Below are 13,773 nucleotides of genomic sequence, written 5' to 3'. Positions count from 1 at the left end.
ATGATCGAGGTGTCGCGGTTCTGGCGGGATCCGGCATTGCCGTTCGTTGAGGCCCGGTGTGTGGGGGACGGGCGCAAGGTGTGCTACGCCGCGCACTCCCACGAGAGCTTCTCGATTGGCGTGATCACGGGGGGGCGGAGCACCTACCTGAGTGGCGGCAAGCAGATCGAGGTGGCTGCCGGGACCACGGTGCTGATGAACCCTGGTGTCGTCCACACCTGCAATCCGATTACGGGGCTGGGGTGGTCATATCTGATGTTGTTTGTCGATTGGCCGTGGCTGCAGGCGCTTGGTTTCGAACTGCCAGCGCAGGCCTGGAGCACCTCGCCGGCGCTTTACAGCCGCTTGCTGCAACTGTTTGCCGGCCTGTTCGATAGCGAACTGAATGACCGGGAAGGGCATTTGGCAAACTTTTTCAATGAGCTCCCAGGCTATCTGCAAACCATTACTGGGCAAACGCTGCCCGAGCATCCTGGTCTGCAGGCGGCAGCGGCGTTCATTCGCGCGCACCGGCTTGACCCGCTGACGCTGGAGGACATCTGTACCGCCAGCGGTTTGTCTCGTTCTTACTTGATCCGCGCCTTTGCTCAGCGGTTCGGCCTGACCCCGCATGGGTACCTGCTCGATCAGCGGGTACAGCATGCCCGGGCGCAACTGCGCAGGGGGCGGGCGATTGCCGAGGTGGCACTGGAAGCGGGGTTTGCCGACCAGGCGCATCTGCAGCGGGCGTTCAAGAAGCACCTGGCAGCGACGCCTGGGCATTATCGCGATGCAGTGCAGACACCTTCAGACAGCTAAATGCATCGCGCTAGCCATCAACAACACGGCCAGCCCCCAATTGAGCTGCCGGATGTAGCGCGAATCCAGCAGATACTGGCGAATCACACTCCCGGCCCAGGCCCAGCAGGCTACTGAAATAAAACAGATCGGCCCGTAGATCCAGGTGAACATCCACAACAACGGTTGCTCACCGCCGGTGTAAGCCCCTACGCCGGCCACTGCCGCCAGCCAGGCTTTGGGGTTCAACCACTGCATTGCCGCTCCGTGCCAGGCTGAGGGTGGGCACTGCGAGTGGGTGTCATCCAGCTGTCCAACATTCCTAGCCAGCTTCCAAGCCATATACAGCAGAAATGCCACGCCACCCCAATGCAGTGCTATAGCCATCACCGGCCAGCGCAACAGCAACTCGTGCACACCCAGGCCAACCAGTACCAGCAGCAGGCAGAAGCCTAATGTAGCTCCCGCCACATGCCACAGGCTCGCCAGCAGGCCGTGGCGTGCGCCGCTGGCGAGCGCTACGAGGTTGACCGGGCCGGGTGAAATCGATGCGGCAAGCGCGAAAGCGGCCATGGAAAGGGGCAGGCTCATTGGCGATACTCCGAGGGTTGACTGATGCTTCCATCCTGCCCACTGGGCGCGGCCAGGTATTGAAGAAAAGTCCCCTGCGACCTGTTACAGGTTTTGTAATAGTTTCGCGCTATCTGAAAAACCTGCTGTGCTTGTAGGATCACCTTCCCAATTTTCTATTCAGGTCCCTATGAGCACCTTCGCGGAGCCCCCCAGTCCTCGGCCTTTCCGGCCATCCTCCCGCCGTCCTCGTGACGCTTCCTTCGAGAGTACCCGCTAATGGAATGGCTAGCCGACCCCACGGCCTGGCTGGGCCTGTTGACGCTTATCGTCCTCGAGCTGGTGCTGGGCATCGACAACCTGGTGTTTATCGCCATCCTCGCCGACAAGCTGCCACCGCACCAACGCGACCGTGCTCGGGTGATCGGCCTGAGCCTGGCGCTGATCATGCGTCTGGGCCTGCTGGCCAGTATCTCGTGGATGGTCACGCTGACCGCGCCGCTGTTCGAGGTGTTCGGCAAGAGCTTCTCCGGCCGTGACCTGATCATGCTGTTCGGTGGTGTGTTCCTGTTGTTCAAGGCCACCATGGAATTGCACGAACGCCTGGAAGGCCATGTCACGCAGGCCAGCGGTACGCTGCGCCATGCTGCGTTCTGGCCAATCGTGGCGCAGATCGTCGTGCTCGACGCGGTGTTCTCGCTGGATGCGGTGATTACCGCCGTGGGCATGGTCGAAGAACTGTCGATCATGATGATCGCGGTCATCTTCTCGATCGGCATCATGATCGTTGCCAGCAAACCGCTGACCCGCTTCGTCAACGCCCACCCGACAGTGATCATGCTGTGCCTGGGCTTCCTGATGATGATCGGTTTCAGCCTGACTGCCGAAGGCTTGGGCTTCCATATCCCGAAAGGTTATCTGTACGCGGCCATTGGTTTCTCGATCCTCATCGAGATGTTCAACCAGTTGGCCCGGGCTCGCCGCAAGCGCAGCCTGCAGCAGCACCGACCGCTGCGTGAGCGCACCGCCCACGCTGTGTTGCGCTTGCTGGGCGGGCGCAGGGTCGAAGCTGACGAGGTAGGTGAAGAAATCGCCGATCTGGTTGAGGGTGGCGAGGAACACGTGCTGTTCGACCGCCGCGAGCGGGTGATGATCAGTGGTGTGCTGAACCTGGCCGAGCGGCCGATCCGTACGGTGATGACCGCCCGCGCCGAAGTCGATGTCCTCGACCTGGCGCAGCCTGCGGCGGCTATCACCGAGGCGCTCGCCAACTCGCCATACTCGCGTCTGCCGCTGATTCGCGACGGCCGTATCGATGAACCTGTGGGCTTCGTGCACAAGAAGGAGCTGCTCAAGGAGCTACTGTCGGGCAGTCAGCCAGACCTCGAACGGATGGCCCGGGCGCCGTTGAACCTGCTGGAGAGTTTCAGCATTCTCAACGCGCTGGAGCAGATGCGTAGCCAGTCGACGCACATCGCCTTCGTGGTCAACGAGTTCGGTGATTTCACCGGCTTGCTGACCATGACCGATATCCTTGAGTCGATTGCCGGTGAGCTGCCCGACGCCAGCGAAGTGGAGGGTCCGGGGATCGTCGAAGAGGCCGGCGGCTTCGTCGTCAGCGGTGCGCTGAACCTTAGCCAGGTACAGGCGCGGACCGGTTTCAGTGCCCGCGCTACCGAGGATTACCAGACCCTCGCGGGCCTGGTGATGAGCCTGCTGGACCGCCTGCCGGTGGTCGGCGACCAGCTGGCCTGGAACGGCTGGGACATGACCGTGGTGGAGGTGGAAGAACGGCGGGTACGCCAGGTACGCCTTAAACCGAACGCCGACGTTGACGCATCAGGTGCTTGAAACCTTCGAGTACCAGCACCAGCACCGCGGCCCAGATCGGCAGGTACGTCAGCCACTGATCCGGGCCAATGGTCTCGCCCAGCAACAGCGCCACGCCGACCAGCAGCACCGGCTCGACGTAGCTGAGCAGGCCAAACAGGCTGAACGGTAACAGGCGACTGGCCAATACGTAGGCGATCAGGGCCGAGGCACTGATCGCCCCGAGCACCGGGATCAACGCGTACAGGCCAGGGTGTCCGAGCAGGTCCGCGCTCGACAGTGGCCCTTGGATCACGAAATACAGGGCCCACGGCAGCAACAGGCACATGTCGCACCACAGGCCGCCCAGGTGGTCGGTGCGGCAGCGTCGTCGCAGGACGAAGTAGATCGGGTAGCCGATCATCACCAGCAGGGTTTCCCAGGCAAAGCTGCCGTTCTGGTACAGCTCGTGACCTACGCCCAGTACAGCAAAACTCACCGCCACTTTTTGCAGGCGTGACAGGCGTTCGCCGTAGACCAGCCGCCCCGTCAACACCATTGCCAAGGGCAGCAAGAAGTAGCCCATCGACACCTCCAGGCTACGCCCATGCAGCGGCGCCCACAGGAACAGCCATAGCTGCACCCCCATCAACCATGAGGTACCGATCATGCCCAGCAGCAGCAGGGGTGTCTGGCGCACACGTCCGAGCAGCTCGCCGACCCGTTTCCAGTCTTTGCTGACGAGCATGAACAACGTCAGGCAGGGCAGGGTCAAGAGGGTGCGCCAGCCAAAGATCTCTTCGCCATCGAGCGGCGTGAGCAGGGAGGTATAGAAGTACATCACGGCGAACAGGCAGGACGCCGTGACCGAACAGATAATGCCTTTTGACACGAATGCCTCGAACAGGGGGAGGTGAGCGGGTGGGTCAGCCGCGCATGATCTCAGGGGGCGTGCCCTGCGGCAACCGTACAATGCCTGGACGGCCAGCCAAGGCCTGGAGGAACTCGGCCGCAGGCATCGGGCGGGCGAACAGGAAGCCTTGCTGGAAGTCCACCCCGTGTCGGGCCAGGTAGTCACGCTGTACTTCGGTTTCCACACCTTCGGCGACAATGCCAAGCCCCAATTTGCCGGACAGCTCGATGATGCTGTCGAGTATGTGCAGCGAAAGCGCATCACCACCGATCATTGCCACGAAGCTCTGGTCGATCTTCAGGTAGTCGACCTTGAACTGGCGCAGGTAGTTGAGGCTGGATTGGCCGGTGCCGAAGTCGTCCAGGGCGATCATCACGCCCATGTCGTGCAGTTTTTCGAAGAGTTCCAGTGCGACGGGGGTGGCCTCGATCAGCTTGCGTTCGGTCAGCTCCACGGTCAGGACCACCCGTCCGGGCGGAAAATGCTGAAGGAAGGTCCTGCAGTCGTCCACGAGCGACAGGTCGCGGCAATGGTCGGCGGTGATGTTGATGCCGACATGGAAGCCGTCTTCGAGCAATGCCGCGTAAGGCGCCAGGACATGCGCCGTATGCAGCATCAGTGCGCGGGTCATCTCGACGATTTGCCCACTGTGTTCGGCATAGGGGATGAACAGGTCGGGACGTACCAGGCCTTCATGCGGATGGTTCCAGCGCATCAGCACTTCGGCGCCGGCCCAGCGGTAATCGCCCTTGCACACCACAGGCTGGAAATACGGCAGGAACTCATCGGCCTCCAGGGCACGGCGCAGCTCGGCGCGAGGTGAGTTGGCGCGGCGAATTTGCCAGCGACACACCGTACCGGCCGCAACCCCCAGCAACAGCAGCAGACTGAGTAGCGCCGGGTAATGACTGCGCATGAGTTCACCGCGCTTGTCGGCGGCGTAACCGCCATGCACGCTGAACGGGTAGCGGGTCGACCCCAGGGTGGTATTCGCGAGCGGGGCAACGGGTGGTTGGCCTTGCTGCACCGCGCCATCTTTGCCTAACCAGGCATGGCCTACACGCAGGTGCAGCGCTTCGTCGGGGCCGATGAGGCGCAGCGCGGTCAGCAGGTGGTCGCCATCAACGGTGACGATGGCACCGTCGCCGCCATTGCTGGCACGGTAGACCAGCAAGGCATGGCCTGGGGTCACCGAGTTGCCATCCATCAGCCACAGTTTGCCGTCGGTGTAGTCGCCGGCATCGACCGGCTCATCGAACTCGCCGAACAACGATGTGCAATAAAGGGTGTTGTCGCGGAACAGATTGGTCGAGCGCACGAAGGCGTTGCGCGTGACCTGACTGCGCAAGGTCAGCTGAACCTGCTCGCACGGGCTGCCGGCCAGGGGCAGCAGGGTGTGCGCGGTGCTGGCCAAACTATCGAGGATACGCTCGACCTGCTGCACCACCTGGAGCGTGGTGGCCTGGCTGCTGGCGCGCAGTTCGCGTTCGATCTGCCAGTTCATCACCAACAGGCCGAATGCCAAAGGCACTGCGCCAATTCCCCATGGCAGCAGGTTGCGCCAGCTGCAGCGGGCGGGACGGTTTATGCGCAGGGGCATGCTGGCCTATCTTCGTAGAGGGGAACGTGCTGAGAATAGCCGTTTGTCGGCGCGCATGACGAACAAACGCGCGACAAAGGAATTTACGCCCTGTAGAATCGATTTACGAATACAACAATAAGGTTCTTCTTCACCGAAGAATCAAACCCCACCGAGATTGGGTCCATATGAAAAACCAAGGGTTCAAGCTGATCATTGGTGACTTCCTCGCCCGCAGCGTGCGCGGTATTCCGTGCGCACCGCCATCGTTTCCTCACATCCCAGGCATTCACTAATATTTCGCTGCAGATGAGGATACGAACATGGCTGACATCTTTGAAAACCCAATGGGCCTGATGGGCTTCGAATTCATTGAGCTGGCTTCGCCAACGCCTGGCGTACTGGAACCGGTCTTCCAGATAATGGGCTTCACCAAGGTAGCCACCCACCGCTCCAAGGATGTGCACCTGTATCGCCAGGGCGACATCAACCTGATCCTCAACAACGAGCCTAAGAGTGTCGCTTCTTATTTTGCTGCCGAGCATGGCGCTTCGGTGTGCGGCATGGCCTTCCGCGTGCGCAACGCCCATGAAGCCTATGCCCGCGCCCTGGAGCTGGGTGCCCAGCCGGTCGAGATCGAAACTGGTCCGATGGAGCTGCGCCTGCCGGCAATCAAGGGTATTGGCGGTGCGCCGCTGTACCTGATCGACCGTTTCGAGGAAGGTAGCTCGATTTATGACATCGACTTCAATTTCATCGAAGGTGTAGACCGCAACCCAGTGGGGGCGGGCCTGAAGATCATCGACCACCTGACCCATAACGTCTATCGCGGGCGCATGGCGTATTGGGCCGGGTTCTACGAGAAGCTGTTCAACTTCCGTGAAATTCGTTACTTCGACATCAAGGGTGAATATACCGGCCTGACCTCCAAGGCCATGACGGCACCCGACGGCATGATCCGAATTCCGCTCAACGAGGAGTCCTCCAAAGGGGCGGGGCAGATCGAAGAATTCCTGATGCAGTTCAACGGCGAGGGCATCCAGCATGTTGCCTTCCTTACCGACGACCTGATCAAGACCTGGGATGCGCTCAAGGGCTACGGCATGCGCTTCATGACCGCTCCGCCACAGACGTATTACGAAATGCTCGAGGGGCGCCTGCCGGGTCACGGTGAGCCAGTCGACCAGTTGCAGGCCCGCGGTATTCTGCTCGACGGCGCCTCCGAGTCGGGTGACAAGCGTCTACTGTTGCAGATTTTCTCGGAAACCCTGCTCGGTCCGGTGTTCTTCGAGTTCATCCAGCGCAAGGGTGACGACGGCTTCGGTGAAGGCAACTTCAAGGCATTGTTCGAGTCCATCGAGCGCGACCAGGTGCGCCGCGGTGTGCTCGATGTAGAGTGAGTGTCAGGGTGCGCCGTCACGCCTGGTTGACGGCGTTGCCCTGTCGCATGCCGCGCCGCCTGAACACGGCCCAGTAGAAGATCGATCCCGTTGCAATCCCGACCAGTACGAGGGAGGGAAGGGTTTGCATTGCGGCTTGGCGTGCCTCCCGAGCACTGAAACCCTGCGCATATCCGGCCGTCACGGTTTAGCCATATTGTTTCGATACGCCGGTTTCCAGGTGTTCGGCTTGGGAAGGGCGGTCAGCATCGCGGCTGTTGCCAAGCGCCCACAGGTATGAATCACCGAATTCAATAAGCACGTTCAGCCCATCTTGAAACCCATGCAGTTCATTGCGAAGTTGAGTGGCATAGGTGGTCGCGATTGCACTTACGTCGCCGCGTCGAACCTGGTAGCTGAGGATCACCCTGCCAGGGGTGGACGGGGTGTCGAATATCAACTGCAGCGGTACTTGCGCATCAGCGAAATAAGCGTCGTGATAAGTCAACGTGCCCAGCGTGTTGCAGTAAGTGCGGCCCTTTTCCATGAGTGCCAGCGAGCGTAGGTCCTGAGTTATATCGATTTGTTTGAGCAAAGTCTCCCGCACTTCCTCGCAGGAATTGCCCGCTACCGCCAGGGCGTTATTGGCCGCTGCGTGCAGCCTTTCCAGCGGTCGGTCGACAGCGAAGATCGCTTCCTGGACCGCGTAGCGTGCGTTATCGGCAAGTCTCTTTTCCTGCTGGTGAAGCATGGCCATCAGGCCTATACCCACAGGTATCAAGCCGATTGCCAGTGCTAAAAGCAACTCCATCAAACATCGACCGGCATAGATAATTTTTGACATAGGCTTTTCCTGTTCGAGACGCTGTCGCAGATGGACAGATCACGAAAAGCCTATGTGTTCAGCGCCTTACATTCTGTAGTCCTGGACCAGACGGCCTAGGGCGATTCGGTGTATCACTCTGTCGGATTGAGACATTTCAGATCGCTAGCATTACCGCTTCCGCCAGTGCCGCGGTGGATGCCGGATTCTGTCCAGTGATCAGGCGGCCATCGGTGATCACGAAAGACTTCCAGGGCTCGTCATGCTTGCTGTAGTTACCCCCTCGTGCAACCAGCTCGTTTTCCGTGAGAAAAGGCACTGCTTCTTCAAGTCCGGCAAGCTTTTCCTCGGTGTTGGAAAACCCGGTAACCTGACGTTCCTTGAGCAGCAGCCGGTTATCACTGAGCTTGATGTTCAACAGGCCTACTACGCCATGACAGACAGCGGCCACCACACCGTTGCTTTCGTATATCTTGCGCGCCAGGTCCTGCAGCGCGGTGTTATCCGGAAAGTCCCACATCACTCCGTGACCACCGCTGTAATAAATGGCGCAGTACTCCTCGGCGTTGACCTCGCCGGGGCTGAGCGTACTGCCCAGACGGTTCATGAACGATCGGGTGTTGTAATACTGCCAGTCCAAGTCAGGGGCCATCTGTAGGCTGTGAGGGTCGACCGGCACATAACCGCCAGCGGGGCTGACATAGTCCACTGTGAACCCTGCCTGCTGGACTTTATCGACAAAATGTACAGCCTCACCCAGCCACAAGCCGGTGGCCCTGTTCAGGGTCGGATATTTGGCAGTATTGGTCAGCACCACCAGAATCTTCTTGTTCATCACTACACTCCTATCTGTAGGCAAACTGCTAAGTCAGTCCATGGAGCAGGGAAACCTAAACAGCATAGCTGTGCTTTGCAGGCACGCCGTACGATTAATGGCGTTGTGCTACTGTTGTGGGTACGTATTTCCCCAGTGGCCCTTCGGTAGTTCAACTGCGAGCCGGTTCACACAGCTGCTGTTGCATCGGCGCTTTTTGCAGATGATGATGCGGGAAACCTTGAACATCCCAGAGCAAAGGCGGGAATAACCCCTTGGTCGCTAACGGCAATTCGCACTCACTTTCGCCTCGCGGCAGCCAATTGTCCGCCGACGGTCCGTCGACAGGCGGTATGGGCGAGAGAATCGCGCATTTCGACTGGCGACAAGCAGGCCCTGGGCCGCTGCCTCACTGGCAGGCGTCTTTGCGCATCGCGGTCGACATGATGCTCCAATCGCCATTTCCCAGCGCCGTGGTTTGGGGGCCGAACATGACGGTCATCCACAATGACGCCTATGTGATGTTGCTCGAGGGTCTTGAACACGCTTTGGGCAAGGGCTTCGACAAGCTGTGGGAGAGGGCCTGGGGGAATATCGGCGCCTGGGTGTTCAAGGCCCTGGAGGGCGGTTCCAGCTTCGTCGAAGATCAACCCCTGTGGATCGAGTGCGCCAAAACCGGCGTCAAGGCATGGTATGCCTTCAGTTACACGCCCATTCGCGACGAGCAACACGACGTAGTTGGGTTTCTGCATACGGTGATCGAAACCACCGCCAGTGTCGATGCCCATAGCAAATGGCGCGAGCAGGCGCAGACCTTCGAGCGCCAGATCAAGCGCTACATGAATGATCGCGAATACATGTGGCAACTGTCGGGCGATGCCATGATCACCGTCACGCGCGATCTCAAGTTGCAAGCTGCCAACCCCGCCTGGCACCGCATGCTGGGCTGGAGCGTGCAGCAAGTGAAAGACTTGCCGATTCTGCAACTGATTCACCCCGCTGACCGTGCCGAGGTGAAAGTATCAGTAACCGACTTCGTCCGTGAGCGGGGCGCTGAGCAGCTCGAAACCCGCATGCGCCATGTGGAGGGTCATTACCGCTGGTTCCGCTGGACGGCCAGTTTTGACGGTACGCTGCTGACTGCGGTAGGACGGGATATCTCTGCGGACCGCGAGGAGGCCATGCGTCAGTCCGAGGCCTTGTTGCGAAACACTCAGCGGCTGGAGGCCGTCGGGCATCTCGCAGGTGGCATGGCCCATGAGTTGAACAACCTGTTGTCAGGTATCGGCGGCAGCCTGGAGTTATTGCAACGGCGCCTCGGTCAAGGGCGCCTGGAGCGGGTAGACAATTACGTGGAATTGGCCCGCGACTCGGTGCAGCGGGCGATGAATCTGACCCACCGCCTGCTGGCGTTTTCTCGCCATCAGCCGCTTGCACCCAGGCCCCTGGACATGAATACCCAGCTTTTGAACTCGGAACCGTTCCTGCGCCAGGCTCTGGGAGCGGAGATACGCTTGGCGTGGGAAATGGACGTTGAGCCGTGGACCGTCTCGCTCGATATCGCGCAACTGGAAAACAGCTTGGTCAACTTGTGTGTCAATGCCCGCGACGCATGCCTGGGGCGTGGCAACGTGACGATTCGCACCATCAACACGCGCCTTGCCTGCGCGTTTCCGGACCAGGATGGCCTGCCGCCCGGAGACTATGTTGCCTTGCAGGTGCTCGACGATGGCCATGGCATGCCGGCCGAGGATGTAGCCAGAGCGTTCGAACCGTTTTTCACCAGCAAGCCTGCCGGGCGAGGTTCCGGGCTGGGGTTGCCGATGGTCCATGGTTTTGTCGGCCAGTCTGGCGGTTACATCTGGATAGAATCGGTTCAGGACCAGGGCACAAAAGTCTGCATGCTATTCCCTCGTTGCCATGAGGCGATTCCTCCAGTGCCTGCGCTACCCGCGCCGCCGCTGTCGCGGGCGAGCGGTCAGCGGCTGCTGCTGGTCGACGACGAGCATAATCTGCGCTCACTCATGCGCGAGGCGCTTCATGAGCGTGGTTTCGAAATATGCGACGCAACAGATGCCAATTCCGCGCTGGAGCGGTTCCGTCATGATGGCCCCTTCGATCTGGTGATCACCGACATCGGCTTGCCAGGGGGCTTCAGCGGGCGTCAAGTGGCCCGAGCGATGCGCATGATCAACCCAGATCAGAAAATTCTTTTTATCACGGGATACACCGACCATCCTCTGGAGCCGCAACTGCTTGAGGTGCCAGGTACCGCGCTGATGCTCAAACCCTTCGAGCTGGCAGCCTTGGGCAACCAGGCCTTACTGATGCTGATCGAGTGACGCGGCTCAACCGTCACCGAGTATTTGCGCCACTTGCTCCTGTAACTTGCTGAGTGCGAAGGGTTTGCAAATCAACTGCATGCCCGGCCCGAGAAATCCCTCGCGGGCCATGGCCGTCTCGGCGTAGCCGGTAATGAACAGGACCGGCAGCTGCGGGCGCAACGTGCGGGCAATCTCTGCCAGTTGGCGACCATTCATGCCCGGTAGGCCGACATCGCTGATCAGCAAATCGATGGCTTGGGAAGAGCGCAACACCTGCAACGCTTCGCTGGCATTGCAGGCACTGCGGCATGGGTAGCCGTGGTCCAGGAGGGCATCGCATAGCAGTTGCCGCACATGCGGGTCGTCTTCAACCACTAACACGTCGCGGCCATTGCCGGTTGGCAGCGTCGGTGCGGGCCTTTGCGCTTGCGCCTGGTCGACGTGACGCGGTAGATAAAGGTCCACACGAGTACCCTGGCCAATCTGGCTGTGTAGCTCCACATGCCCTTGCGACTGTTTGCTGAAGCCATAAACCATTGAAAGACCCAGGCCGATACCTTGACCCACCGGTTTGGTACTGAAGAACGGCTCGAAGGCATGTTCCAAGGTGCTTTGCGACATGCCCTGGCCTTCATCGATGATACTCAGGCAAGCATACTCACCTCGTGCCAGTCCGCCGTCGGCGAACTGCTTAGCCGCTATCTTGCGATTGCTCGCCTCGATGCGCAGCCGTCCACCACTGGGCATGGCCTCACGGGCATTGAGTAGAAGGTTGTCGAGCGCTTCTTGCAGTTGTAATTCGTCGGCCTGCACTGGCCAAAGGTCTGAAGGAAGTTGCAGTTCGAGTGCCACGTCAACTTCAAGTACCGCCTCCAGCCGTTGGGGTTGCAACAATGCATGTAAGTCAATGTGTTGACTGTGCAGCGATTGCCTGGAGGAAAATGCCAGCAGGCGATGGGTCAGTCTCGCCGCGCGTGATACGGCGTCCCGGCCCATGCTGAGGAAGTTCTCGACGCCCTGGGTACTGCCTTGTTTCAAACGCCGGTCGATCAATTCGAAACTGCCGCCAATGCTGGTCAGCAGATTATTGAAGTCATGTGCTACACCACCGGCCAGTTGGCCGATGGCCTCCATCTTGCGGTTTTGTTGCATCGCCAGCTCCGCCGCCTGCTGCTCCGGGCTTCGGGCATCCAGCCGCTGCTGCAGCTCAAGTACCTGGTCGCGCGCCCGGTACTGCCGCCGGCGGTGGCGTAACGCGATTGTGATCACGTCACGCAATTGTTCTTGTTCAAACGGAATCGCCAGCAACGTCAAGTTACCTAACGGATGGTCGTTAGGTGTTAGGGAGGGTGAGGCTTGCGCGGTCTGTGTGAGCAACACGATTGGCAGATCCGACCAGGGGGGTTGCTGGTCGATGAACCCTTGCAACAACTCGCTTTTGCAGTTGTTGAGCGTAATTTCGTCGATGATCGCCAGGCCTGCACCTTCTCCAAGGTCATCGCGCAAATGGCTGATGTCGGATGAGCACAGGCAATCGATACCCACACTCGCCAGGTACGTGGACGTGTCCATGGCGAGTTGCGTGGGTGCCAGAATCAGGGCACGTTCGTCTAGCGACAGCGTGCTGGCCAATGCGATTCTCCTTGGGCACCGCCGCAGGCGGCCAATGCCGTGAATGATCCAATACCCTCTGGACCACAGGCATCCACCCAGGGTTCAACACATCTATAGCCCTTGCTGCAAGAAAGGATCGTCCGGGTTCTGCCGCTCAAGTTCGGCCAGCAGAACCTGGACGTTCTGCAATTGCCCGGTTTCTTTCCAGTACTGGATCAACAGCACCCGTGCCCGGCGGTTGGCAGGTTGCCGGCTGAGCAAGGTTTCCAGCTGTTTCTGTGCCGCATCGGACTGTTCAAGGTCGTGCAGGGTCACGGCCAGGGTGTAGCGATAATCGGCATTGTCCGGCTCGAGTTCGACTGCCCGCGACAAGGCGAGCAGGGCGTACTCGCGCTGGTCATGGCGGATCAGCCAGAGCCCCAGCTCGTATTGCAGGAAGGCTGAATCTGGGCGCAATGCCAGGGCCTTTGCCAGGACTTGCCTGGACTGGTCGTGATGGGCCTGGCGCTCCAGTAGGCGTACCTGGGTCGCCAGGGCGTCGGCGTTTTCCGGGGCCAGCGCGAGGCTGCGCTGCAGCGCAGCGGCCGCTAGAGGGTAGTCATTTTCGTGCAGGTACAGACGCGCCAGGTGCACCTGGGCATCGGCATCTTCAGGCTGCTGCTCCAACGCCTGCTGATACTGCTCCAGCGCGACCTGCAGCGGCCCGAAGTACAGGCCGATGGCGTCTGGATCAAGGCCGAGCAAGGCATCGACGGCGGCGAAGCGCACGCTCTGCTCGTCGTCGTCCAGCAACGGCCCCAGCACCAGGCTGCGTTGCGCCGCCGGCAGCAGACGGCGAATGCTGGCGATGGCGGCGCGACGCACCAGTGGCTCATCGTTTTCCAGGTCCACGCGTGCCAGTTTCAGCGCTTGTGGTGACGGGTAATTTGGCAGCTCGGCATACAGGGCCGCGCGACGGATCGGCGCCAGGTCGTCACGTTGCAGTTGTTGGTACAGCACCCGCGCGGCGCCCGGCTGGCCTTCGTGTGCCTGGCGCAGGGCCTTGGCGTAGCTGTGCGCAGGGAGTGCTGGCGCTGTTGGTGGGGAATCTTTGCGCAGGTACAGGATACCGACCGATACCAGGATCAGCAGCAACACAGCGATCAGGTAACGGTGACGTCTGGGCATCGGG

11 protein-coding genes are annotated in these 13,773 nt (G+C 60.3%); 4 read left to right on the top strand and 7 right to left on the bottom strand.

Going from position 1 to position 13,773, the window contains the following annotated elements; all coding sequences use genetic code 11:
* Positions 1 to 798, top strand: coding sequence for an AraC family transcriptional regulator (locus tag ACZ6YA_RS17080; RefSeq protein WP_465898282.1), 798 nt, complete (start codon positions 1 to 3; stop codon positions 796 to 798).
* On the opposite strand, the gene ACZ6YA_RS17075 is transcribed toward ACZ6YA_RS17080, so the two are convergent.
* A complete protein-coding gene (locus tag ACZ6YA_RS17075) occupies positions 787 to 1,368 on the bottom strand; it encodes a LysE family translocator (RefSeq protein ID WP_465898281.1) in 582 nt (193 codons plus the stop codon). The genes ACZ6YA_RS17080 and ACZ6YA_RS17075 overlap by 12 nt on opposite strands.
* A gap of 258 nt (positions 1,369 to 1,626) precedes the next feature.
* Between ACZ6YA_RS17075 and ACZ6YA_RS17070 the strand changes: the two genes are divergently transcribed.
* The gene (locus tag ACZ6YA_RS17070; protein WP_465898280.1) at positions 1,627 to 3,198 is read left to right on the top strand and encodes a TerC family protein; all 1,572 of its coding nucleotides are present in this window, start codon (positions 1,627 to 1,629) and stop codon (positions 3,196 to 3,198) included.
* Here ACZ6YA_RS17070 and rarD read toward each other — a convergent pair.
* Together rarD and ACZ6YA_RS17060 are read right to left on the bottom strand one after the other, a co-directional pair.
* Positions 3,161 to 4,048, bottom strand: coding sequence for an EamA family transporter RarD (gene rarD / locus ACZ6YA_RS17065; protein ID WP_465898279.1), 888 nt, complete (start codon positions 4,046 to 4,048; stop codon positions 3,161 to 3,163). The two genes, ACZ6YA_RS17070 and rarD, sit on opposite strands and share 38 nt — an antisense overlap.
* 34 nt (positions 4,049 to 4,082) lie before the next feature.
* Positions 4,083 to 5,669, bottom strand: a complete 1,587-nt coding sequence (locus ACZ6YA_RS17060; RefSeq protein ID WP_465898278.1) for an EAL domain-containing protein — start codon at positions 5,667 to 5,669, stop codon at positions 4,083 to 4,085.
* A 302-nt stretch (positions 5,670 to 5,971) separates the two neighbouring features.
* Between ACZ6YA_RS17060 and hppD the strand changes: the two genes are divergently transcribed.
* Positions 5,972 to 7,048, top strand: coding sequence for a 4-hydroxyphenylpyruvate dioxygenase (gene hppD / locus ACZ6YA_RS17055; RefSeq protein WP_465898277.1), 1,077 nt, complete (start codon positions 5,972 to 5,974; stop codon positions 7,046 to 7,048).
* Between the two features lie 187 nt (positions 7,049 to 7,235).
* Here hppD and ACZ6YA_RS17050 read toward each other — a convergent pair whose 3' ends face one another.
* Together ACZ6YA_RS17050 and ACZ6YA_RS17045 are read right to left on the bottom strand one after the other, a co-directional pair.
* Positions 7,236 to 7,871, bottom strand: coding sequence for a CSS-motif domain-containing protein (locus ACZ6YA_RS17050; protein WP_465898276.1), 636 nt, complete (start codon positions 7,869 to 7,871; stop codon positions 7,236 to 7,238).
* A 136-nt stretch (positions 7,872 to 8,007) separates the two neighbouring features.
* Positions 8,008 to 8,685, bottom strand: coding sequence for a type 1 glutamine amidotransferase domain-containing protein (locus ACZ6YA_RS17045; protein WP_465898275.1), 678 nt, complete (start codon positions 8,683 to 8,685; stop codon positions 8,008 to 8,010).
* Between the two features lie 332 nt (positions 8,686 to 9,017).
* Here ACZ6YA_RS17045 and ACZ6YA_RS17040 point away from each other — a divergent pair, with 332 nt between their 5' ends.
* On the top strand, positions 9,018 to 11,006 hold the full coding sequence (locus ACZ6YA_RS17040; RefSeq protein ID WP_465898274.1) for an ATP-binding protein: 1,989 nt from the start codon (positions 9,018 to 9,020) through the stop codon (positions 11,004 to 11,006).
* A gap of 6 nt (positions 11,007 to 11,012) precedes the next feature.
* On the opposite strand, the gene ACZ6YA_RS17035 is transcribed toward ACZ6YA_RS17040, so the two are convergent.
* Positions 11,013 to 12,620 (bottom strand): response regulator, encoded by a 1,608-nt coding sequence (locus tag ACZ6YA_RS17035; RefSeq protein WP_465898273.1) that lies wholly within the window; start codon positions 12,618 to 12,620, stop codon positions 11,013 to 11,015.
* A gap of 93 nt (positions 12,621 to 12,713) precedes the next feature.
* Positions 12,714 to 13,769, bottom strand: a complete 1,056-nt coding sequence (locus ACZ6YA_RS17030; protein WP_465898272.1) for a tetratricopeptide repeat protein — start codon at positions 13,767 to 13,769, stop codon at positions 12,714 to 12,716.
* Between the last annotated feature and the right edge of the window lie 4 nt (positions 13,770 to 13,773).

The organism is Pseudomonas sp. NPDC090752, assembly GCF_055584805.1.
Note: the sequence above shows the minus strand (reverse complement) of the source record. Positions and strands in the feature narration are given on the sequence as shown.